Consider the following 22,733-nt stretch of genomic DNA (forward strand, 5'->3'; position numbering starts at 1 on the left):
CAATCAACGTATCTACGGTTTCTCTTTTTACAGGAAAGATATAGTTACGAATCGTATGAAATAGAGTCATTAAGATAAAACATCACTCCTTAATTTTTGAATAGGGAAAATACATTTGTTTGTGGTTGACTGGATCTTACTTGTTCAGCTTTCATTGATCGAATCTTAGTCGTGAGTTGATCAATGCGAGATTGAATATTCTCAGCAAATTCTGAAACGGTAAGGTCATCAGTACGATATGATTTCATAAGTTGCGGGTCATTTGCGATAGATTCCAGTACAGATAATGCACACGAATAGATAGCGATTTGATTAAGCTTATCTGTTGGAAGGTAATCCGCTTCGGGAATAATTGAGTTTTCCAAAAGATAAATGGATAGTTGGTCATCTGTAATAGATAGATTAGGCGTTTCCATTTTTAAACGAGATAGATTATTCATAAGGTCACCCCTTTTCTATTTTCTAAAATTTATGATTATGTGTGAGGCAATATGCTGAAAGGCCAAAAAATCGATTTGGGGTATCGCTATTCCGCTTTACGATTTGCATCCAAAGAATACAATTTAGTTCGGATCATACATAAAACTTAGAATAAGAATAGAAATAGACCACTATCTACAAGAGTTAGTGGTCTAAAAATATCCAATTAATGGATAAGAAGCGGCTTGAATCATCAATCTGGTACATAAGATAGCTTATACACCAGATTACAGCTCATTTGTCCGTATTTATCGTGTGATTTGCACTATTCTACATCATTACATAAGCGGATCAATCTATATGAAAGAAAAGTTTCATGGAATTTAATTGTTCGAAACTAAATCATGAAATGCTGAAATTCCGCATTTTTTTAAAAATTCAACAATGCAAAAAAACTCATTTTTTCATGAAGATTGTAACTGTTAGTTAAAATAGGATTCGGATTAGTACCAGATACTAATAGGTAAAGGAGCGCGTGAGAAAATATAGTTCTTTTCTTCACATATTCTTATTTAACAATGCTGTATATATTACTCCGCTGGGCCGTTAATGCTCTATCAACATCTGTCAAGTAAATAACCTTTACACATTATTCGTGTCTTGTTTAATTTCACTCTGCAACTTCTGTAACTCAGAATTAGTATCACTCGTATATGGACTGTTTGTAACCACGCTCTCAATACTCATTGCTCCCATTTCTCTAAGTGTCTTCAGATTAGAAATGATGTCTGTTTCTGATTGAGGGATAGAATGTGTAAATGTAATATCCAAACTCTCATATTCCTCATCGCTAAATGTAATTCCTTTATATTCAAGCAATGTTCTAATCTTATCGAATCGTACTCTCATGGACTCCTTAATGTACTTCTCAGTCACTCTAGCACGAATTGAAGCCATCGAATACATAAGCTTAATTGAGATTTCTGAAAGGTTGCTCACATCTGCCTTACCCATCGCTACAGCCGGTACGGAAGCAACATCAAGTAAACTAGTCATTAATGTCTTATATAGCTTCTCAAATGCTTCATGGCTAATCTCATTGCTTTCAAACTTGAATGTACTATCACTATCAAGCTGTAATCCTTCCCCTACAACATTACGATCTAGTCCCTCTGCATCTTTATACGCTTTTTTATCAAATAACCGCTGTCCTGTAATCACTGGAATTCCGCTAATGAAGCTATAATAGCTAATCACTGACTTAGTAAGTAGAAGTTCCAATGAATCCAGAATCGTCATGTAATCTTCAAGATCACTTCTCCCATAACGACTATCCAGCGGGTTATCGTTACGATAAACAACGGGTAATCCAGATAGATTACTGAAAGTATTCTTCAACATTAAGCTACCGCCAGCATTTGAATACTTTTGGACTCGATCAGGATAGTACACATTGTAGTAAGAGACATTCCCAGATACATAATGTTCAACAAATGCAACGTATTCTCCCTCATGGCCATAAACAGGGAAGCTATCTGCTGGATCAATAATTTTACTGGAAATCTTACGGGCTTGTCCTGGCTTAATCCATACGTATTCATAAGCATTCCCAAATTTGTTCACGTTATGAACCAAATCGAAATCCTTTTTATCATAATCGCTTGTTTTATAAATCTTCCTAAACTCTTCTACAACTCGTTCATTCCCGCTCAGAGTAATCTTATTCCCAATTAGAAAGCTTGTCGCGTAGGTAAGAAGCTGCTTGGCATATTGAAGTACAATCTTGTTTGGAATATGAATATCCTTATCCAGTGTTGTAAATCGCTTGTTCAAAATAGCATGTTCCCCTGCAAGATATAGTTTTTTATTTACGATATCCATAACTCGGTTTTGCTGCTGATAATCTCCGCAATACTCGACAAACCAATCTTTGCCGTAGCCGTATTCTTGTATAAATGAATCTATAGGATTTACAGCCGTTTCAAGGCCAATAATCGGTTTTAATGGGTTCATCCCTCGACACTCCTTTATTAATTGTCTACATACCACTTATTACTTTTGATACTTTGCCAACTCAAACAAGCCGCGATAACATTGTCATCATGGTTATTGCTGCCCTTTTTATTCCCCGTTTTACCGTTCTGCTCCACAAAGATCATCATTTCACTTAACGTCTCTTTGTCGTTAATGAGAAGAAATCGTTTTTCAAATGCTTCTTTAAAGTCACTTATCATAATAGCTTTTGTCTTATCCGTCGTAAGCCAGCCAAGTTCAAGACGCTTGTTACCTTTCTTATCGAAAGTTCTATGTTTATAAAGATTCATATACTCATAATCATTACGTAAACGTTCAATGGTTGGCAATCCATATCCGTTTCTTTCTACAGCCATTAACGCATAATTAAAGTATCTCCCTATTGCATCTATAATTTCAGCAAATTTATAAACAGACACTTTGTTATTGCTAAACGTAGCGACTTGTTCACCGTCTACATTCATAATTGATAACGCTTGAAAATCGTTTCCTGAACCTGAACTTACATCGACTCCGCCATAATACCTTTGATTATGTTTGCACAAGTGGTAGATAGACAAACCCTTATCCAATAAGGAGTAAAGTAGTTCAGGCAATTCGGACTGAAGTTCAAACTTATCAAGCGGTTCAGGGATATATTCCAAACGCTCAAGAATCTTGGCTTGATCGAATACATTTTGTCCGCTGGTCTTGAACGCTTCTGTGGGATTAGAGGGGAATTCCTGTTGGAAATCCGAATCTGCCATACCCGAAAGCTTCCATTCTCGCCACATTAATTGACCAAGTGTTGCTCCATCTTCGAACAACTTCTGCTGGATCTTGCTTAAATCACTTTCATGTAGCCGCTGGCCTTTATTCTTGGCTCTATACCACTCTTCAGCTAGGTCAATTTCATACTTGAATTGCTTTCTATGAGCTGATGAAATCCATCCGTAGAATGTTGCGTTATAGTTGGTCTTCCCTTTCCATGAACGTTGAAATAGATCATAGTAAAAGTTGGCTGCTCCATTAGCAGTAGTTTCAATAACCAATTTACTCTTGTCATTCTTCGCTAACGCTTGTTCCAGTGACACCAAAATCTTAGATTGATCGCCGGGATAGAAAGCATACTCTGACAAAAGGATGTAATTAAAAGTTTGACCTCGCCCAATTCCGGAAGATTTACCTTCTGCCGATGCTACTTGAATCCGTGAGCCATTGTTTAAAACCAATTCTCCTCGGTTATCTCTAACTGTATTAGGGAATGAGAATTTATCACGTGGTAAGTTATCATTCATGAATTTCAATGTATTGAACAATCCTGATACGGATTCATTAGATAAACTGACAATCATGTATCTTGTATTTGGGTACTTTACTGCATTAAATAAGCAGTATCCTAAACTCATGGTTGAGAATCCAATTTGGCGACTCTTTAAAATGATATTGAACTTTTGCATTTTTCCTATAAAATCGGATTGCTCATCATTCATCACAAACGGAATAACTTGACTGTTATTGTCGATAATCTTGATGAAATTTCTAGCGAACAACTGAAAGTCGTCCATGATCAAATTGAATTTTTCTTTCGTACTGAGTTTTCCTTTACGTGCTGCTATACTCATATTTTCTCCTTTCTTCACGACAAAAAAGACACTCCGTAGTGGGAGCGCCTTTAAACCTGCCTTGATATTAGATTTCTAACCCGTCTGATACCTCTTCTTGGCCTTTACTTGCTTTACTGAAATACCTCTTAGCTTCGTTGTTGTGGAAAGTGATTTCTTTATGAAGCTTTAACAGCATTTCAATATCCTTGTTATCGGGATTCTTATTAGCTACCTTCGTTTTAACCTTATCGTAAATTTCAAGTAAATCGTTCGCCTGTCTACTTGCAAGAATCATTGAAACAATATGTCGAAACTCGTCTGTTTTTTCATAACGCTGAAACGTATTCATTGTTTTAAGATCAACCAGCCGCAAGAAATCTTCTTCACTATGAACACCTTGATTCCCAAACCAGAGATCAAATTTGTACTTAATATATAACTGTTTTTTGTAGGGAAGCTTCTTCAACATTTGATTAAGATCATAGTTCATATTCATCCTTAGTTAACTCCTGTAACAAGTTGAACGATTATGGCAACTGGATAATAAATAGTAATCATGCCTGCTGCAACTAACATGATAACCCTTTTTGTGCCGAATACACGTTGAATCGTTTTGTTTCCTGAGTTGTGATATGCCTGATCTGCTTTAACTGTATGGATAGGATTAATCATTTTATATTTCCCCTTTAATTGTTTAGAGTATTTATTGATTAGAGTTATTTTAAGGATAAAAGAGCATCAAACTTACGATCATTTTATGGAGCCGGTTTTGCGAAATAAAATGATCGACCAAAGATTTTCTGAAAGAAAATCGCGGTAGGCACTTGGGTTGTACTTTTAAATACAGGGGAACCCTACCAACTCCCCGGATTCAAAACCGGAATCCGTGAACCTGCCTCGGTTCCCCTCTTGGCTACGCCAATTCACCCCTTTCCGGCTTAGTATTGTCTTTCTTTGTTCTAAGGGTAGGCAGTCAAATTTTCTATAAATTTACTGAAAAAAATGGCATCAAAAATGACGTTTTAGACATGGATTTTGTCTAACTATTCATCGTCGTCCGCTACTCCATCAGGAATAGAAGTTGTGAATTCAATATCTTCCCCTTCCAACCAGTCCATAAATAAAGTTCTCATTCTTCTGGATGGAATATAGATATGAATATCATTGCCTTCGCGAATAGCCGATCGCCATACAAATTGAATCATTTCAGAAACTGCCCATAAATCTTGATTAACGATAATGTCGTGCTTACCGAAATAGTTAACTGTTATTGGACGCATATATCGATTGAGGGTATAAGCAATACATGTTCGATCTTTATACTCGTTGGTAGCCCTGATATTACAGGCGAGAAAGTGCTTCTTATAACGCGGCCCAATCTTCTCTTTATAGTCCTTGAACGTTGTCCAAATGACATCTCCCGCTTTTGCTTTCATAATGTTACGGAAGTAGTTATCCACATTATTTTTAAGTATTTGGTGAAGATGCTTTTTCTTCTTGTACCATCCTTTGGATAAATCCGAATAGAATCGGGTGTCGCCTTCTCCAATCTTATTCAAGCAACCTTCGTAAATATGGATTTTCTCTTTAAGCTGCTGTCTAATTTCTAATTCTTTTTGGTTATTCTCTCCTTTAACAAACTCATGAAAGGTTTCGCTAAATTCATCCAATTGAACGGTGTATTTCTCGTATGGAATATGATGCAGATCAAAATAGTGTTTTTGGATTTGAGCGTCGAATAAATAGGTTAAAACATAGCATTCGGTAAAGGCATGAAATACTTCATAAGGAAATGTCCAGATCATCATTTTATTTGAATAAGGAACAATATTTCGGTTGAGGGACATTCTTTTCAAATCCGCAAATCGCCCTTCGTAATCCCTTGCTTTTTCATTCTTCATATTCCAACTTACAAAACCCTTTTTATCTTTCATCCAAATGTTATTATCGATCAACAATACTTGGTCTGATTTCGAAACTGGAAGATCATCAATTACATCCATAACTTCATCCAAAATAAGCGTGTAACCAGCGGCTTGAATAAGTTCAGTTGTTTTAGGCGAGATTTCTTTGAATAAAGCATGAGTAGCTGCAATGTCTTTACCTTCACTCAATAATTCAATAAAGGAATCCATTTTGTATCTGAATTTGCCGTCCTTATCATAATTTTCTGGCGAGTAAAAATATCTATTTGAACACTCTTTTTTGACACGATCAATCTCGTCTAAGAATGGAGTGATGTACATATACTTAGTGTAATAATTGCTATTATTCATTAGATTGATTGAAGCGGTACTTTTCCCGCTTCCCATGATTGAATCTACTACTTTAATTGGTTTCATTGGATTATCCCCTTTAGGTTTAATATGTCAAAGAAGACCAATGCCGAACTTTCGGTCTTCTTTGAATTTTCAGTTGGTCATTCTAAGTCAAAATGTCTCTTTTCGTAAAGACCATAAGATAATGATGAAAAGATTCAGTGTCGACCATAAACAATAATTGTTAGCTTGTCCGACCTATGTTGAATTTGATTATTTGAAGTCCTCTACCGCATCGCGTAATTCTTGAGATTGTGCAAATTGCCAGAATGGAGCTTGTGTCTTGGCATGTAATGCATGGCATTCCCAAACAATACCTTTTTTATAGCGTAAGAATTTTGCAAGCCGCTTATCGTAAACATAGAAATACTGATGAGTTGTCATAATTGTAAATCTCCTTTTAATTAGTTTTGGATTGTGTATATTGGAAAATATGCTTACGAGTAAGCGCAAACGAAAATAAGCCCTTCGGCTTGTTTGCCAAAGGACGACTATTTTGCATATTATAGCTGCCTCTATTGTATTGCCGTTTCAGATAAAAACTAAGGTCAGGTAAAGCAATCTCAAATCCAAATAAATCGCTTAATTCTTTAAGCTTAATATTGGTTGTTAGCTTTCCATCTTTGATCTGAATTTTCCCATTAAGATTATATTTTTTCATCACTTTAATAAATGAATCGGTTGATTGTTCGTCGTTTAATACATCAAGTAGCGGTTCTAATTCCATCTGCTTAAAATAATCATTATGTGTATTTTTATAATAGTCATTGAAATGGCCTTTGTACGCCACGTCTATTGTCAAAAGTACCATCAAAGCTTCCCGATCTTCAGGAAGCGGAACGTCATAATAGCTAAAAATCTGCAATAATGTACTTCCTGCATATTTGCTGTTGTAGTTCGATTGATTAACTTTTTGAATAGAATTTAAGTTTGCTGAATTTGGGTTGATAGTATCACTCTTATCAATACAACACACATGATTATCCCAAGCTTTATGCTTTTCGAACGCAATATCTACTCCTACAACTTCTTTCTGTTCATTTCTTGGTGCAGCATACAAGTCCTGAAATGAATAGAAAAACTTAATATTGTGGTCAAATAGTTGCTTCAAGATTACGCAGCTCATTAAGGAATCAATATCGTCGCTTAGACATAAATGATACTTACCGTGTTGTTCTTCATTAACCCATGCTGGAAATTGTTCTTTTAGTTTTTGTTTCAATAGATTTAGATGTTGCAATACTAACCAATTCTTCACTGTACCCTCCCAAGTAATTTTCAGTAATTGGTTTACTGAATTAAATTACAGGGAACCGCCTAATTTGCTCATCCTTACACCTCGCTTTTGATTAGTTATCGATCATAGATTTATAGTGTTGAATGGTTGTTGGTGTCATTTCTCTTTTATCGTTCTCAAAATAAGAGACAAGAGCAGCCGAAACCTGTAACTCTTTAGCTATGTCTTTTTGCTTTATTCCTTTTGATATTCGTTTCAACTTATAATCCATTTTTTCTTTGGCATTCATATCAATGCTCCCTATCTAAGATTTCAACTCGATTAATTTAAAATAGATTTGAGTAGAACAAAGAAGGATAGGAGTCATTCCCCTACCCTTGTCTGTATACTACTGGATTCTATTTTATTTACTTGCCGTACGAGCACCAGAAGCGATTGTAAGCTTAGATACTGCTTTATCACTCATAACACGTAAAGTTGCCTCTGCTACTACAAACCCGCCTTCAGCGTCGCCAGTTTTTGCAAGTGACTCAAAATGAGGAGCGCGTAAGTAGTCAACAAAAAGGTAATCTGCATTAGCGAATGTAATTGCATTTGCACCAGCACTACGATCTACAAGGAAATTCACTGTGCCATAGTTAGTTTGAAGCTGATCTACTTTCATACCATAAGTATTTGCGCCGAATGGAGCATCTACGTTGTGAGAATAAGAAGTACGATTAACAAAGATTTCGTCTACCGCTTCTTTCATATCTGCATTAAGAATCGCTACAACGTCTCCTGTGTTTGTCCCATTGTTATAAAGCACACGGACTGCATCTTTGATTGCTTGTTCTGTAACCGCCGTTCCAGTTACAACACCAGCAGTAGGAACCCAATTTTCAAGTCCACGCATAGTTCTTGGCTGACCGTTAGAGCCGTCATTGAATGTACCAGAGATAAGCTTTTGATTCATTGCTACTTTGAGTTCTTTCAAGCGCATTTGAATTTCTTGGCTAAGAATACCATTTTCAATTGCCTGTGCTGTGCCTGTAATCTTGCTTGCCTTTGAGAAGATTTCAAGTGCGTTATTGAGTTCTCTACGGCCGCTGAATACTGTTCCAATCGGGTCTTCACCTTCTGGTTTACCTGCTGCATTAGAAGCGTCCAGAGCGTACTCTAACCACGTTTGGATTCGTCCTTGCGCCTTACCTACTTGTCCACGAGCTGTGAGCATAGAAAGCAACGGAGCATCTTGAATGCCTACCAGGGCGATCTCGTTTACCAGTGAAATAGATTGTGCTGAAGTGAAGTTATTACTTGTGAATGTTGCCATGTTTAAATCAATCTCCTTTAAGTTTGTTTTAGTTTAGTTGTTGTCTTAATTTCTATTGAATGCTTGCTGTAGTTTGGAACCAATCATACCCAGAACATCACTCTTGCTTGATGCGCTTTCATAAGGGGTTTGACTCTTATGATCTTGTGGCTGGTAAGATGCATCTACTTTTCGAGCGTTTAAGATGTTAGTAATAGCTTGGATCGTTTCTTCTACTGCCTCTACTGAATCAACCTTCACCAGATTGGTAAAGTCAGCGATTCCATTTTCATGAAATGCTAATTTTATTTCTTTCTGGGTTAATGCTGCTTCTCGTTCTGCTAAACCTTTCTCCTGTTCACTTGGTTCAGGAATAATCTTGGTTTTTAGTTCGTCACGTTCCGCAACAACTGGATTAAGAAACTCCTCTGCCCACTCGTTCTTTTTCGTATCGAACAAAGCATCGATATGCGCTTGTTGTTCTTCCGTAAACGTGATTTCCGGCTGATTAATCTGTGGTTCTTCCATTTTTTCACCTCTTATAGTTTTGACTGTTTAGAAATTAACAAAAAAAGGTGACAAGTGATTCTCACACCTGTCACGTATACCAACTCATAGCACTAGAAAACGACTAATAACTAAATTGAGTTAGAAGATATAAAACAAATGAAGAAGGGTAATTCAAGCCCTTCATTTACTCTATGAATGTTTAGACAAAGGGAGAGTCCTAAACCGGAATTCATAGAGTCAATGAAATGTTTGAAATGGCCTTCCATAGTACCTTGTTATCTTTTTGCCCAAAATCATCAATTTTCTTCAGCAATTTTATAGAGAAAATAAGGATAGATTGATAAGGTTTATTTTTATTCCGTATCAAATTTATTTCCGTTACATATTCCTCTACCATATACCGACCTTTTGCCATAGGTGATTAATCCAGTAACGGTATAGAAAAATAGGCATGAAAAAATGACCGAATCGGGAATATTCGGATGAAAGTTATTTTTAATATCTCCCTTTGGGTTAGTTTAGTAGGGGAATTCATTTAAATTTCGTAAGCAATTTTTCTTCCTTTGTATAGGATTATCTGCTTGTTAAATTTTTCTTATAAAATAATAGTTTTTGGATGGACGGGTAATTTATTTTTCTTCCAAAAGGATCTTTTTTCTCCTTTGTTACGGATTATCTCACTATCAAAGTTTCATTATAAAATAAGAATTATTGGAACTTTATGTCCTTTGCTTTGTCTAGTTTTTCGTTTTTCTCCCTTTGTATAGGATTATCTATTGGTCAAATTTTACTTATAAAATAAGGTTTATTAGATGTATAGATATTTTATTTTATGGACAAAACCTTCATTTTTCTCATTTGTTACGGATTATCTCACTATCAAATTTTCATTATAAAATAAGAATTTTTTATCATTCTAATCGTTTGAAAGCGTCGCTTTATTTCTAAAACTCGATAACGGTTCGTTAGACAGTTTCGGAATTTCTAATGTCGGCAGATGTGCCGATTACTTTTTGCGGATTCCAAAAGTCGTGAATTGCGACATCCGAAAAGTGCATTCTGCTATGTCTGCTATAATTAAAACTCGGTCAGCACGAGGTTTAAAAGTATTGGATCTTATACCATATTGCTTGAAAAACTTGATAAGTTAATTTTCCCTTATTTTATATGGTAAAAACTATAAGATAATCGACTAGACATTTCGCATTTTTCGGTTATTTACTATTCTTATAGATCCAAATAACCGATTACTATATCAAGACATCTTTCAAAGAAGGAGACAAACTATGCAGTTTCCAACCGATGAAGAAATTATGCAACAAAAAGTACTTTGGTGGATGAACTTCTTCTATCTCACATCCATTATGTTATTCGTCTTATCTTTGTTCGTTTGGCATCATGCGCACAAAATCGGTTCAGAATCAGGTGTTGGTGCTTGGAGTACAATGGCATTATATTCTGGCGTATGTATTGTGTTTTGGACGTTGGTATTGACAAGGATTAGAATTGTTGCAGATCGTAGAGCGGAAGAAGCAGCTAATCGTGAATCTCTCCACTGTATAGCTGAACCAACTAATCATAACAAATAGGATTGGTAAGTTTAGTGGATAATAAGCATCCTTAATCGGGTGCTTATTTTGAGCGTGAATTTTTATTTCTCCACCTGTCTATGAATCAAGTCATTAAAATAAAAGAAAGTTATTTTAAAATAAAAATCCACACCGTATTTTCGTTTAAGTTAAACTCACGAATATGCAATGTAGATTTTTATTTGTTATTAAATTAATTATTCAATCGTCCATTTTGTATCCGTAACATACATTAATTCAAGTTTTCCATAAGAATCTACTAAGTAGTAGCCAGCAGTATCGGTAATGAAATCATAAAAAGCAGCGTATTCTGGAAGTACAAGAAGATAATTTCCATTACTCATTTTTTGATAATCAATAGCTGGGATATCAACATCTAGCGGTTCTGAAACTTCCATCTTCAAAACTATATAAAAGTAAAGTTCATCTTGTTTGAACAAATTTTGAATTGTAAGTGCTAAGCTATTTGTTAAGTTCTCAACAACTTTTCTATTACTACGGATTTCTTTTACTAATAACTCTATATCCTCAATTTTGTTAAAAACAATTTCAATATCGTAGGCATTGTCCGTATCATTTTTCGATACTTCATATCTCACAGGAAATCGGTTAGTCCCATCCCAAACATTAGGATAGGTTTTATTTAAATACTCTTCGATCAATTTAGGTGTTACTTTTTTGCCTCCTGTTGAGAAAACTATTGATTCATCTAAACTATAGATATTAATTGTATTTCCAACTTTAGAAATAGAAGCGCCCGTTGTCTCACTAATAAAACGAAGAGGAACCATTATATATCCATTTTTAGAAATCGGAGCTTGTGAGATAGTTGTAGGATTCCCTTTGACATACACTGTTTTGCTTCCTAACGTCATAATAATCTCAGTGTCCATTTTTTTTGCAATAATCTGCTTTTTCGTTTGATCCCAAGTATAGGTTATTCCAAGCTTTTTAAAAATAGGAGCAATCTGTACCATTGTTGTTCCTTGCTGAACAATCGGCTTAGCATTAAATTGAACTGTGTAATTATCCACTTTAACCGTCATAGAACTTTCTGCCGCTGATACAGTCGCTGTTTGCCAAAAACATGAGGTGAGAATTGTACAAACAACCAATGTTGTTACTAAATATTTTTTCATCCTTTTACCCCTCAACAGTTTTGTAACTAATCTTAAGTAAAATCAGTTCAAAAAAAGTATACACCTCAAAGATAGTAAGTAACAATCACAAAATCTTATTTATGGATGAAAAAGTAAGATAGTGGTCTCAGATCTACTTTTAAATAACACAACTTTTCAAGCAATTTAATTAGACACTTTACTTCTTCTCACGACCACTTTATAATTAGAAGTATCAGATTTACAAGATAGTGGTTCGTCCACTTTTGAACGTGTAGAACCTAATGGTACTCACCTTTGTCAGTTTTTATTCTTGACAGGGTAGGGGTCATGGGTTCGATCCCCATCCGTCCTATACAGAAAACCCCTTGATACTCAAGGGGTCAGAGTGTCGAGAAACCCAACTCTCCAAACGGAGAGTTGGGTTTCTTTTACGTCGAGTGTCTGTTTTTTCCTCGGCCGGCAGGCCAAGAAGGCCGGTTAGGCCTGCTTGGCCTGTCGGTCCAGGTGGTTCGCCATCTTCTTCATGTTCTGCACGGCGGCCGTCAGGAGCGCTTGCTCCGTCACATTTGTAAGTCCGCGCAGCCTAAAATAACGAAACCCATGCCGTTCTTTCGCATCTGCAAAGCTTCGCTCAATGGTTTCTTTTCGTTTGCGGTACAGCTGCTTGCCCGAGCGGCTCAGCCGGTTTTCCCGCATCTTTTCCTTGCTGTCTTCCCACACATGCCGAGTCACCATTTTTCGTCGGTTGGCTGAGCGTGTACAAGAGTTGAGCAGCGGACAATCCTGGCAGACCTTGGGATCGGAGGCGTACTGGCGGTACCCTTGTCGGTCGGTTGTTCGGTACGGTAGTTCTTGTCCGTTTGGACAGGTATAGTGGTCGTGCTCGGCATTGTAGCGGAACTTGGCTTTCGGAAAAAGACCTTTCACTGGCTGGAATCTTCGGTGCGCAATCACGCCATAAATCTGTCGTTCTTCAAGTCCACGGCAAATCGGGTTTGTTAAATAACCGGCATCCAGCGCCACAGCTTCCACTTGAAACTTAAATCGCTCACACTGCCGGTCCAGGCGCGTCAAATACGGCACGGAATCATGCACATTTCCGGCCGTCACATGCACATCGGTAATCACATTGTACTTCCCATCCACGGTACGGTGGTCTAGATAGAAAAAGCCTTCCGGCTTCCCATCACGGACCATATAGCCACTGTCCGGGTCGGTCATGCTCACTTTCACTTCTTTGTTTTCTTCCACCTCCTCTCGCGGTTTTAGTGCTTTTTTCCATGGGCCTTCCGGTCGGCTTCCACAGCGGTGTTCAGCTCGTCCAGATAGTCTTTTGTGTTTTGCAGCACTTCTTGCTTCGTGTATTTGTGTTTGTTGGCGCTGGCTTTGACGTGAGTCGAATCCGAGAATAAGACGCGTCTACCCACCATCTTGTGCGAAATCGCCTGCAGCACAATCTCATCGAAAATGTCCTGGAAGATCGTCGTGTCCTTGAAGCGCGTTCGGCGATTCCAACTAATCGTCGAGTGGTCGGGCACTTTGTCGGTCAGTCCAAGTCCGAGAAACCAACGGTAAGCTAGGTTGGTTTGGACTTCGCGTTCGAGCTGGCGTTCGGAACGAATGCCGTAAAAGTAACCGAGGAAAATCATCTTGAACAGAACGGTCGGGTCAATCGCCGGACGGCCGTTGTTTTCGCAATAAAGAGGACGTACCTTTTCATTGATGAAGGAGAAATCGATGTACCGATCAATCTTGCGCAGCATGTGGTTTTCAGGAACGAGATCTTCAATCGAAACGAGTTCATAGGTTTGTTGTTTTTCTCGGTTTGGACGCAGCATGCGAACACCTTCCGTTCATTAAAAGTTGCTTCTATTATACAACATTAACGCGGTGTCGTCATGAATCAAATGAACATAAAGAAAGGCTGTCGAGAGTTTCTCGACAGCCTGAAGACCCATCCGGGTCTTATTTTTTGTCTTTTTATCAGCGATTTCATAGATATGATTCCCCATTTTGTCGATATATCCATGACCGTCAGGAAGTACTAATTTCTACAAACCCTCGAATAAAAGGAGCTTCGTACGTATAAACGGCTTCTGTAAGCTTTAAGCCGTCGATTCTTAGATAACTAAAGTACTTCCCTCCTCTGTAGACAGCATGTTATTCAGTAACGCATAAAATTTTGCTACAAGCGGAGATAATTTTATTCAAAATATTGAAGAGGCAGCAAAAAAGCAAAAAAAATGATATTAAACGGGAATTGCCAGATGAAACAGATAAATTTTTGAGTAAAGAAATTAAATATTCAATTGATAATATACTTAAAGATTAATTTTATTGTTTGTAGGGCCCTGTGAACTCTTGTTCGAGTTAAAACTTCCAAACTACCATATATGAAATTCATTCTATAGCTCGTTTCGTTATCGAGCTCCAATTCAAAGATATGTATCAGAACTGAAATCCTTTTCAGGGTTATATTTTACTTTTTCAATTTTAAGAGCCGCCTCAAAATGAGGCAGCTCTTATCAGTTCGTTTGCAATTAAATAAGCTTTAAATCAATATCCATATAATAAGAATTAAGATTTAGACAACCTTTTGTAAGCTTCCCCATATCTATCTTTCGACAATTTCATCGCCTGTTCAAGTGTCATGCTTTTCTTTTCTCCAGTCAATTCTTTGGGATCCTTTTCATTTTTTTGAGTCACTTTCATCTCCTCCTTTGACTTATATTCTTTACTATAAACTCCTTAAATACATATTTCCAGACACATCTTATTTGGTTGTACCACCTATTCATCAAAGAGAGTTTTTCCTAGCTGATCTGCCGTCTCTCTCTGCATGCTCGGTAATAGATGTGAATAGACATCAAGCGTCATCCTAACTGTGCTATGGCCTAATCTTTCCGATACTACTTTTGGATTTACTCCTTGTATAAGAAGCATGGTAGCATGCGTATGACGCATTCCATGAAACTTGATTCTTTTGACTTTCGATAACTTTATTGCTCGTTCAAATGCCCTACGAATATTGCTTTTATTTGTCGGGGTTCCATTTTGCGAACAAACTACTAAATCTAAATTTACGTATTCTCCTGCCCGATCTTCCTCTCGCTCTACTTGTATCTTTTTTTTATGCTTTTTCAATGCATTCATAGTGCCTTTAGGCAAATTTATAGTTCTTGCTCCAGCCTTTGTTTTCGTATAAGGTTGGATTTCTTTGCCGTCGCTGCTAAGCGTTTGTGTAATGCGCACTAGACCATTTTCAAAATCTACGTCTTTCCATCGTAAACCTAATATTTCTCCCTGCCTCATTCCAGAGGTTAAAGCCAATAGAAAAGCTATTGAATATCGACTATCATTATCGGGATGATTTAAAAATCGCTTCACTTCATCAATATTCCATACATTAATTTCCTTACGAGCAGACTTAGGACGGTCAACCAAGGCAGCTGGATTTTTCTGAATAAGTCCCCAACGTTCTGTTTTTTTCAAGGAGTCGTTAATTAAAGTGTGGACCTTTTGAATATTTTCATCTGATAAGTTTTTATCTCTAGTCAATTTATTATATAAGCCTTGAATTTGCTCAGGTCTCATTTTGCTTAATTCAATGCTGCCTAAAACGGGGATCACATGTTTTGTTACTAACCATCTGTACGTTTCAAGTGTCTGGCGCTTTACCTTAGTTTGTTTATCTTCAAGCCATTGTTCAGTCATATATTCTTTGTAAAGAGTTTTATTGGGCTTAATATATGTTTCGTTCATCAAAGAATGCTCCAGCTCATTCATAGCTTGTAAAGCAGTTTGTTTTGTTCTGAAGCCTCTTTTTTTATATTGCTTCGGCTTCCCTTTTTCATTCTTCCCATAAGTTAAGGTGTAATACCAAGTACCAGCCTTATCGTCTTTTTTCACAGTTCTTCCTGCCATTTCCCGAACCTCCTATAATCATTATTTTGTTCTCAAGGATTTGTTTGTTGAATTTTGAAATTTAATTGGAAACACAAAAAAGCAGGGCAGTAACTTTTTAGCTACCGCTCTGCTTTTCAATGATTCAGAATTATAATATATATTTACAAGGCGCTATTTTTCATTTTTTAGTGACTCTGATTAATATAATGTGATAATAAATTTAAATTATCACATTATCACGAAAAAAAGGGGTGTCATTTTGAATATAATTAATCCTTTTGATATCAACAAAATTGAACAAGGTTTCGAAAATGATAAGTTTAAGATAAATCAAAACGGAGAATTTTTTTCAATTGTTGATGGAAAAAATATGCAAGTATCTAATTACTCTGTGTTTCCTATCAAAAGTATATACCAAGAAATTGATGGCTCAGTTTCGATTTATAAATATGTTTTTACGGGTTATATATATGATGGATTTGAGAAAGAAATTATTCCCCAATTTGAAGTACTACATTCTGAGCTCTCTTCGGCAAAGTGGCTCAAAAAAAACATTCCTTTAGGAAGCATGTATGTCTCTGATAAAAAGGGATACCAAGCTATTAAGGAATTCATCCTTGTTACAATTAAACAAACTCCTAAAATAATTGAAGTACAAAAATCAGGATGGCATACCTTTAACAATGATTGGATCTATCTATGTTCCAATGAAGCTTTTGGAAAAATAGCTAATCAGCAGGTTATTACACAAGATACCAGCAAAAATTTTCTTGAAACACCTGAAGGTTTAGGCGATAAGCAAGCTTATATTAATACGTTAGAGATGTTAAGTATTTGTGATGCAAAACTGACTCATTCTCTTCTTGGTCTCTTGCTTCTATCTTTAGTAACTACTCCTTTGATGAAAAATGATTTATCTCCAAATTTCGTTTTATGGATCTATGGAAGGTCGGGACTTGGAAAAACAACATTAGCAAGTTCCTTTACACAGATCTTTGAGTTTAAGCAGTTTATCCGAATAGATGACTACAGAAATGATCTGCGTAAAGCTTTAGTCGTTAAAGATGCAGTTTCAATCTTTGATGATTTTGGCATTGCTAAGTCAAATCAGACACGCACTGCGGCGATAGAAAAAGCTGAATCTATCCTTCGTTGGGTTGGAGATAGAAAACCTCAAACAGCCTCTTCTATAACTCCAGAAGGAATGACTGTCATTACTGGCGAAACATTTTTACCTTTTAACGAAGAAAATACATCTTCAATAAATCGAGTAATAAGAGTTAAAATGGACAATATTTTCAACGAGAAAGAATCAGGATTTGATCCATGCAAACTCGAACGTTATAGAAAATATTCAGAGACCTCTTACTTGGCTAAAAGCATTAAAGGTTACTTAAATTGGATTGCAGAAAAATTGAATTCTAACTTTTTTGAGGAATATGAAATTGACTTTAAAGAAATGAATACCAAGTTAGAAGGGTTGCCTAGACATAAAGAGGCAATTACACATTTGATTGTATCTTTTCGTTTCTATTTAGCGTACGGTCAAGAACAAGAATTTCTTAGTCCTGGTGAATTCGCAAAATATAACAATTATGCGGAAAATGTGTTTCAAGCTCTCTTAATAGAGCAAGAAATGCCAGTTATAAATCCTGACATAGAGGTTTTCTTTGAAATTATTAGTGATCTTGTAAAAGAAGAAAAATTCAAAGTATTTAAGAATTTCATTCCTATAAGAGAAGATCGCGATATGTTAAACGGTATTTTAGAAGAATATGAGGGCAAGATTACATTAAGCGTGAATTGGAATAAACTCTATGAAGCTGTAGCCGATCAAGCCGAGAATCTCAAGAAAAAAATTCTCACTAAAACCTTGATTGGGAAACTACTTTCTAATGAAAACTTAATTGATTCACAAAATGATAATAGAAGTGCAAAACCTATGCGTGCTTTAGGCGGCCGCGCTTTACAACTTAGGATAGAAAAAATGACCAAAATTGAAAGCTTGAAACACTTGCCTCAACGAATCGATGAACAAATCCTAAAAAGAAGTGAGAGCCTACATGTAAATGAATATTTTGAAAATCAAGAACTTAGAGAGAGTCCTAAAGAAAGTAAAAAAAGGATAAGAAAAGCATTTAAAGAAGCAAATTTTGTTAAAGTGAACTCTAGCGGTTTAAGCTCATTTTATGACGATGAATAACTTATACGTATATATTGTTTTTTTATTTCTGATCATTATATTTCTTTAAGCCTTACAGATTTACAGCGTTTAACCTTTAATTTTAAAAAATGAAATTGCGCATAACAAAAGTGTAAATCCAAATTGATTGGAGGCTTTTGTTATGCATCATACTGTTCACTTATTTTATAAATGCAATACACATGAATTTTCAGCTTTATTCAAAGCTCTTGCTCAAGTCTCAGAAGACCGTGGCTGTAAATTTTATGAGATTTATAAAGAAAGTTTGTATCGCTTTGAATTACTCAAAAAAAATGGAATTCAAATTCAATTAGTTCAAGTGAGTTTTGAAGATGGTATCAGTTACCGTGCAGTAGAACTTATTATGAATCCAATGCGGCTATTAAATGGAGAAGACTATATTAGTTTAGCTTCGCAAAGTTACCGATCTCAAATTGAAAAAGCTTTTCATCAAATTTGGGCGCTTGTAAAAGAGCGATTTAACCACACAAGAATTAACCCGAATTTAAAATTCAAATTAGATTTATTATCTTCTTATAAAGTCAAACGAATCGACATTGCAACAAACTTACATGTCCCTTACCCCGAGATATATATGAAGTTAATTAGACGATCAAATATTCCCAAAGGGTTTCAGCTTTATACTGAGTTTAATGCTATAGGCAAACGTCATGTTCCTCCGAAAGATAGTTTTTATATATTCAGAGAAAAGCTAGGTAAAGAAGGTAATCGATCTAAAAAATCAATAACTATTAATTGCTACAATAAAAACGTTCAGCTCCATGAAAATAACTTGAATGGAGCTGAACAAATTAGAAATATAATTCGTTTCGAAGTTCAATGTCATTACGATAAAGTTTATAGAATCACTAAAAGCAAAAAATTCGAGAATCAAAGTTACTTTCAATTTATTGAAGAAGAACTTTCCAATTCAATTATCCAAGCATACTTTAAAAAGACTATAGGTTTTGGAGATTACTATAGTTTATCAGCAGCTAAAAAAGTACTGATGCAAAGTAGTGTAAGACAAAGTACTAAAGATAAACTTTCAGATACACTTGATCTTGTAAGTCAAAAGCGTAGTATAGCGAAAGCTTCTGAAGCATCTAAAGATAAAAAAAAATTCAATGAAAATATTAATAAGCTCAATAAACTAGGTATAAACGCTGTCACCATTCCATTTTCAGAAAAATTAGAATTTCTACCTTGTATATTTGAATATTTTTTGGAGGAATTAATCTGATTAAAGTATATGACATTGTATTTGACAGATTGTAAAATGAAGTGCAACACTTGGAACTGAATACAAAAAGGCTCATGGCCGGATTACTGTAGAATGAAGTCACCACAACACCTTCTACAAGGAGAATCCACCATGAGCTATACTCATTTTAGCATAATCGAACGCAGCAAACTAGAACTCTCAATGCGCCAAGGAGCCGATGTCCGGGCCATTGGCCGGGCTCTCGACTGATGGCCCCTACTGACCGTCCGAGTATCCGGCCAATGGCCTGGACACCCGCTCCTTGACTAAGAAGCAGTGCTATTTTCCCACGTTCGATTAGGGTAAGATGAGTATAGTCCATGGTTGGATTCTCCTTGTAGAAGGTAGTTGTGGTGACTCTATTCTAAACGAATCCAGCCATAGGCCATTTTGTATTCAGTTCGAGGTGTTGCACTTCCTTTTACAATCCGTCAGATAGAAATAATATATATCAAAACATTCATATTTTTTATTAAAATTTTTTTTTTATAAACGAGGGGCACAAGAAAACTTGCGTACCTACTTTATCTACTAATTACAAATAGTGCCTACTCAGCAGTACCACAACCTGCACATGCACCGTCTGCGGGAACATAGGCGGGTTGGTTGCGGTTTGAAACTGCAGTGTAATATCGGTATTTATAAGCATTTGCGATTAGGTTTTTGTATCTTTTGGGTTGCTTTTGAATAGAGGTTGTTTGATTTCGTCCCCAATATTAATTTTAGGTTGGTACGTTTAGACAATTAGCTCTAGTATGTAATTTGTTTGAGTCAAATTCGAATTGAAATCAAAGTCAAAAAGCCTTGAACATATTCACTGGCTTGCTGTAATGAATAGTTAGGCATCAGTATTTTTCATTTTATTGGCTGATTGTCAATTCCCGTACAACATTTCATCTTAAAAAGATTCGTGTGTGGACTTCAACCTAAACATTTGCGGGGCTGGTTGTTAGCGTTCTCGTTCGAGCTTCGCTGTCAGTATGAATAGAGGCGAGAAAATAAACATCCACACTGCGCAGACTTTTCGATGCTTCATGACAGGCGAATCCACCGGTTTTCTGTTACCGACCGGTCAGTACGCCAAATGTAATTCCCCTCGACAAAGCGATCTGATTAACCCTCTTAATCGTTGAGTATAATCGCTCTTTTTGTTCTACGAATACAATGACGCAAGCCTTGGTTTTTCAACAGCTTGAAACGACGATTGTCCAGCTCCCTGTGACCGAACGTGTTCCGGTCGCAAATGGCATTCGGACACTTTCAGATTGACTTGTTTATTTTAGAAAGTCTGCTTTATCAATCAATTTTCGGAAATTATTTTGTGCCGAAGGACTTGGGAATCTTCTCAACCTAGTAACCCCGCATACAATCAGTTGTACAGCATTTTAAGAGAGACCCTCTCGATTTGCGGCTGTAATGAACTTGCTGAGGCGAATACGTCTTTTCGAATTCCGCCTCGATTTCGCTTGCCAACTCCGGATTCAACTTTCTGTGGGACTTCGAAGTTTTCTTTCTGGAAACGTAGGTATTGTGTGCCCCTTGGCTCTTCGTATCTCCCTCGGCTGCTGCATTGCGGCTGACACTTCCTGCCAAGTATCCGGTCAATAGATTGGACAACGGTTTCCTAACTAAGAAGTAGCTTTATTTCCCCTCGTTTGAGTGAAATGAGTATCGTCCAGGATTGGATTTTTCAGTGTGAATGTGTTGGGGTGACTCTATTCTACATAAATCCAGTCACAGGACTTTTTGTATTCCTTTCGAGGTGTTATGCTTCATTTTAAAATTCGTCATTAAGCTCAAATATTCCTCATTTAAAATCAAGTAACCGTTTCTGATTTCCGCGCATTCTGAAACTTACAAATTGTTTTTCTTCATCTATTTGGAAATAAATATTGTATTTCATTAACTCCTTAATCGTATATCCGGGAGAACGACCGTAGGAGTGTCCCGGGTAAATATGTGTGGAATTAGATAAGCTTTTTTTGATGAACTGGACGCTCCTATACATTTGCTCAGCGGATGCTCCATCGAAATAACAAGCTCCACAACCCTCTGTGAATATAGTATCTCCTGTAAACAAACTAGAAGGAAGGTAGTAACACATTCCCCCAGCCGTATGTCCTGGTGTCGTTAAGCATGTAATTTGCAGCTTTCCTATATCAATTTGATCGAGATGCATAAGACCATTTAAATTATTGCAACTGAACTGATAGTAGTCAATCTCAATCTTTGACATGTACACACTACATCCATAAATTTCAACAAGCGGATTTGCTAAATGAACATGATCGTAATGTGAATGAGTTAGTAGGACAGCCTTAAGGTGAACCCCTAGTTCTTTAATTCTATTTACAATCTTCTCTAGCTCCCAAGCAGGATCAACAATTATAGCTTTTTTTGATGTGAGATCCGTGACAATGTAACAATAATTAATAAATGTTGAAGAGCTGGTACGCAATATGTCTATTTCGTAACCATAGTCTATAGCTGAACTCATTTTATCACTCCCTAATCACAAACTGATCCTCTTTTTACTAAATGGCTTGTATTTATAAATTTTTCATTACAAATTGTCTGGTGAATACATAAAACGAACCATATTCCGGTAGCTATAAGCCTGACATTTAAAAATTTGCACTCTTTCTCTTGAAAGGAACGAAAAACCGACTATTAAATTTACAAAGGCATTCTTTTACTAGGCGTGTTTTCGAACCAGCAAAGGGCCTGAAATCGGATAAACTATTCCTATGAGAAGATGATATAAAATCAGCAATGACCAGTAGAACGTATTCAAGACCTGTTGCCTCCAGAATAAAAAATAAAAGGTGGAATAAGCAGACGAACGGCCAAAGATAATTGAACGATGCTCAAGCGAATGCCCTAGATCACTCAATCGGGCACATTTTGGCGAGATACGTCGGAGCATTATGGGCCTTGGAGAAGTATGCGCCTACTTGCGGCACTGGGAGCCAGCCGATTGTTTGGTCGAACCTTACAAGAGCTGTCCGCCGACTCCAACGAAGAAATTCGCATGATCGATTTCTCAATTCTCCGAGCTCATGAATACGGAACTGGCACAACGAGGCAAGACAATCAATCGGATGGTCCCAAGGAGGGTCGACTGCCAAAACCTATGCCATCATCGGTGCTTTGGAAAATCCAATTAAAATAGAACTTGCGGCAGGAAACGTCATTGATTGCGTGACTGATTACCGATTTACTTCAGGAAATTAAACCCACTTAATAATATT

At 36.6% G+C, this 22,733-nt stretch carries 20 protein-coding genes and 1 pseudogene; 3 read left to right on the forward strand and 18 right to left on the reverse strand.

Annotation, left to right across the window (positions count from 1 at the left end; genetic code table 11):
• Positions 1-89: 89 nt before the first annotated feature.
• The 11 genes from FFV09_RS02215 to FFV09_RS02255 all read right to left on the reverse strand — a co-directional run bounded on the left by FFV09_RS02215 (position 90) and on the right by FFV09_RS02255 (position 9,417).
• Positions 90-440: a hypothetical protein gene (locus FFV09_RS02215; RefSeq protein WP_141446169.1), complete on the reverse strand. Its 351-nt coding sequence runs from the start codon at positions 438-440 to the stop codon at positions 90-92.
• Between the two features lie 622 nt (positions 441-1,062).
• Positions 1,063-2,433 carry a phage portal protein gene (locus FFV09_RS02220; protein WP_141446170.1) on the reverse strand — a complete coding sequence of 457 codons (1,371 nt, stop codon included), beginning with the start codon at positions 2,431-2,433 and terminating at the stop codon, positions 1,063-1,065.
• 17 nt (positions 2,434-2,450) lie between these two features.
• Positions 2,451-4,058, reverse strand: a complete 1,608-nt coding sequence (locus FFV09_RS02225; RefSeq protein WP_141446171.1) for a terminase large subunit domain-containing protein — start codon at positions 4,056-4,058, stop codon at positions 2,451-2,453.
• Positions 4,059-4,125: 67 nt separating this feature from the next.
• Positions 4,126-4,536 carry a hypothetical protein gene (locus tag FFV09_RS02230; protein ID WP_141446172.1) on the reverse strand — a complete coding sequence of 137 codons (411 nt, stop codon included), beginning with the start codon at positions 4,534-4,536 and terminating at the stop codon, positions 4,126-4,128.
• 2 nt (positions 4,537-4,538) lie between these two features.
• Entirely contained in the window at positions 4,539-4,712 is a 174-nt protein-coding gene (locus FFV09_RS23640; protein WP_170314905.1) for a hypothetical protein, read from the reverse strand.
• A gap of 371 nt (positions 4,713-5,083) precedes the next feature.
• The gene (locus FFV09_RS02235) at positions 5,084-6,382 is read right to left on the reverse strand and encodes a hypothetical protein (protein ID WP_141446173.1); all 1,299 of its coding nucleotides are present in this window, start codon (positions 6,380-6,382) and stop codon (positions 5,084-5,086) included.
• Positions 6,383-6,571: 189 nt separating this feature from the next.
• Entirely contained in the window at positions 6,572-6,742 is a 171-nt protein-coding gene (locus FFV09_RS23645) for a hypothetical protein (protein ID WP_170314906.1), read from the reverse strand.
• 16 nt (positions 6,743-6,758) lie between these two features.
• Positions 6,759-7,616, reverse strand: coding sequence for a hypothetical protein (locus FFV09_RS02240; protein ID WP_141446174.1), 858 nt, complete (start codon positions 7,614-7,616; stop codon positions 6,759-6,761).
• A gap of 91 nt (positions 7,617-7,707) precedes the next feature.
• The gene (locus FFV09_RS02245; protein ID WP_141446175.1) at positions 7,708-7,884 is read right to left on the reverse strand and encodes a helix-turn-helix domain-containing protein; all 177 of its coding nucleotides are present in this window, start codon (positions 7,882-7,884) and stop codon (positions 7,708-7,710) included.
• 114 nt (positions 7,885-7,998) lie between these two features.
• Positions 7,999-8,910, reverse strand: coding sequence for an SU10 major capsid protein (locus FFV09_RS02250; RefSeq protein ID WP_141446176.1), 912 nt, complete (start codon positions 8,908-8,910; stop codon positions 7,999-8,001).
• A gap of 45 nt (positions 8,911-8,955) precedes the next feature.
• Positions 8,956-9,417 carry a hypothetical protein gene (locus tag FFV09_RS02255; RefSeq protein WP_141446177.1) on the reverse strand — a complete coding sequence of 154 codons (462 nt, stop codon included), beginning with the start codon at positions 9,415-9,417 and terminating at the stop codon, positions 8,956-8,958.
• Between the two features lie 1,268 nt (positions 9,418-10,685).
• Here FFV09_RS02255 and FFV09_RS02260 point away from each other — a divergent pair.
• Positions 10,686-10,988 (forward strand): hypothetical protein, encoded by a 303-nt coding sequence (locus tag FFV09_RS02260; protein WP_141446178.1) that lies wholly within the window; start codon positions 10,686-10,688, stop codon positions 10,986-10,988.
• Positions 10,989-11,185: 197 nt separating this feature from the next.
• Here FFV09_RS02260 and FFV09_RS02265 read toward each other — a convergent pair whose 3' ends face one another.
• From FFV09_RS02265 to FFV09_RS02275, 5 genes are all read right to left on the reverse strand, one after another.
• Positions 11,186-12,127: a copper amine oxidase N-terminal domain-containing protein gene (locus FFV09_RS02265; RefSeq protein WP_141446179.1), complete on the reverse strand. Its 942-nt coding sequence runs from the start codon at positions 12,125-12,127 to the stop codon at positions 11,186-11,188.
• 459 nt (positions 12,128-12,586) lie between these two features.
• A complete protein-coding gene (locus FFV09_RS02270; RefSeq protein WP_246098539.1) occupies positions 12,587-13,474 on the reverse strand; it encodes an IS1182 family transposase in 888 nt (295 codons plus the stop codon).
• On the reverse strand, positions 13,375-13,947 hold the full coding sequence (locus tag FFV09_RS24050; protein WP_246098452.1) for a transposase: 573 nt from the start codon (positions 13,945-13,947) through the stop codon (positions 13,375-13,377). Before FFV09_RS24050 ends, FFV09_RS02270 begins: the two co-directional genes overlap by 100 nt.
• 739 nt (positions 13,948-14,686) lie before the next feature.
• Positions 14,687-14,815: a hypothetical protein gene (locus FFV09_RS24310; protein WP_281288468.1), complete on the reverse strand. Its 129-nt coding sequence runs from the start codon at positions 14,813-14,815 to the stop codon at positions 14,687-14,689.
• A gap of 84 nt (positions 14,816-14,899) precedes the next feature.
• The gene (locus tag FFV09_RS02275; protein WP_141446181.1) at positions 14,900-16,033 is read right to left on the reverse strand and encodes a site-specific integrase; all 1,134 of its coding nucleotides are present in this window, start codon (positions 16,031-16,033) and stop codon (positions 14,900-14,902) included.
• A gap of 241 nt (positions 16,034-16,274) precedes the next feature.
• On the opposite strand from FFV09_RS02275, the gene FFV09_RS02280 reads away from it, so the two are divergent.
• Positions 16,275-18,218 carry a DUF927 domain-containing protein gene (locus FFV09_RS02280; protein WP_141446182.1) on the forward strand — a complete coding sequence of 648 codons (1,944 nt, stop codon included), beginning with the start codon at positions 16,275-16,277 and terminating at the stop codon, positions 18,216-18,218.
• A gap of 142 nt (positions 18,219-18,360) precedes the next feature.
• On the forward strand, positions 18,361-19,461 hold the full coding sequence (locus tag FFV09_RS02285) for a hypothetical protein (protein WP_141446183.1): 1,101 nt from the start codon (positions 18,361-18,363) through the stop codon (positions 19,459-19,461).
• A 274-nt stretch (positions 19,462-19,735) separates the two neighbouring features.
• Here the strand turns inward: FFV09_RS02285 and FFV09_RS24505 are convergent.
• A pseudogene (locus tag FFV09_RS24505) lies at positions 19,736-19,804 on the reverse strand (hypothetical protein); the annotation flags it as partial.
• A gap of 1,485 nt (positions 19,805-21,289) precedes the next feature.
• Positions 21,290-21,967, reverse strand: coding sequence for an MBL fold metallo-hydrolase (locus FFV09_RS02295; protein WP_141450286.1), 678 nt, complete (start codon positions 21,965-21,967; stop codon positions 21,290-21,292).
• Between the last annotated feature and the right edge of the window lie 766 nt (positions 21,968-22,733).

This window comes from Saccharibacillus brassicae (assembly GCF_006542275.1).
In the GTDB taxonomy this organism is placed as follows: Bacteria; Bacillota; Bacilli; order Paenibacillales; family Paenibacillaceae; genus Saccharibacillus; species Saccharibacillus brassicae.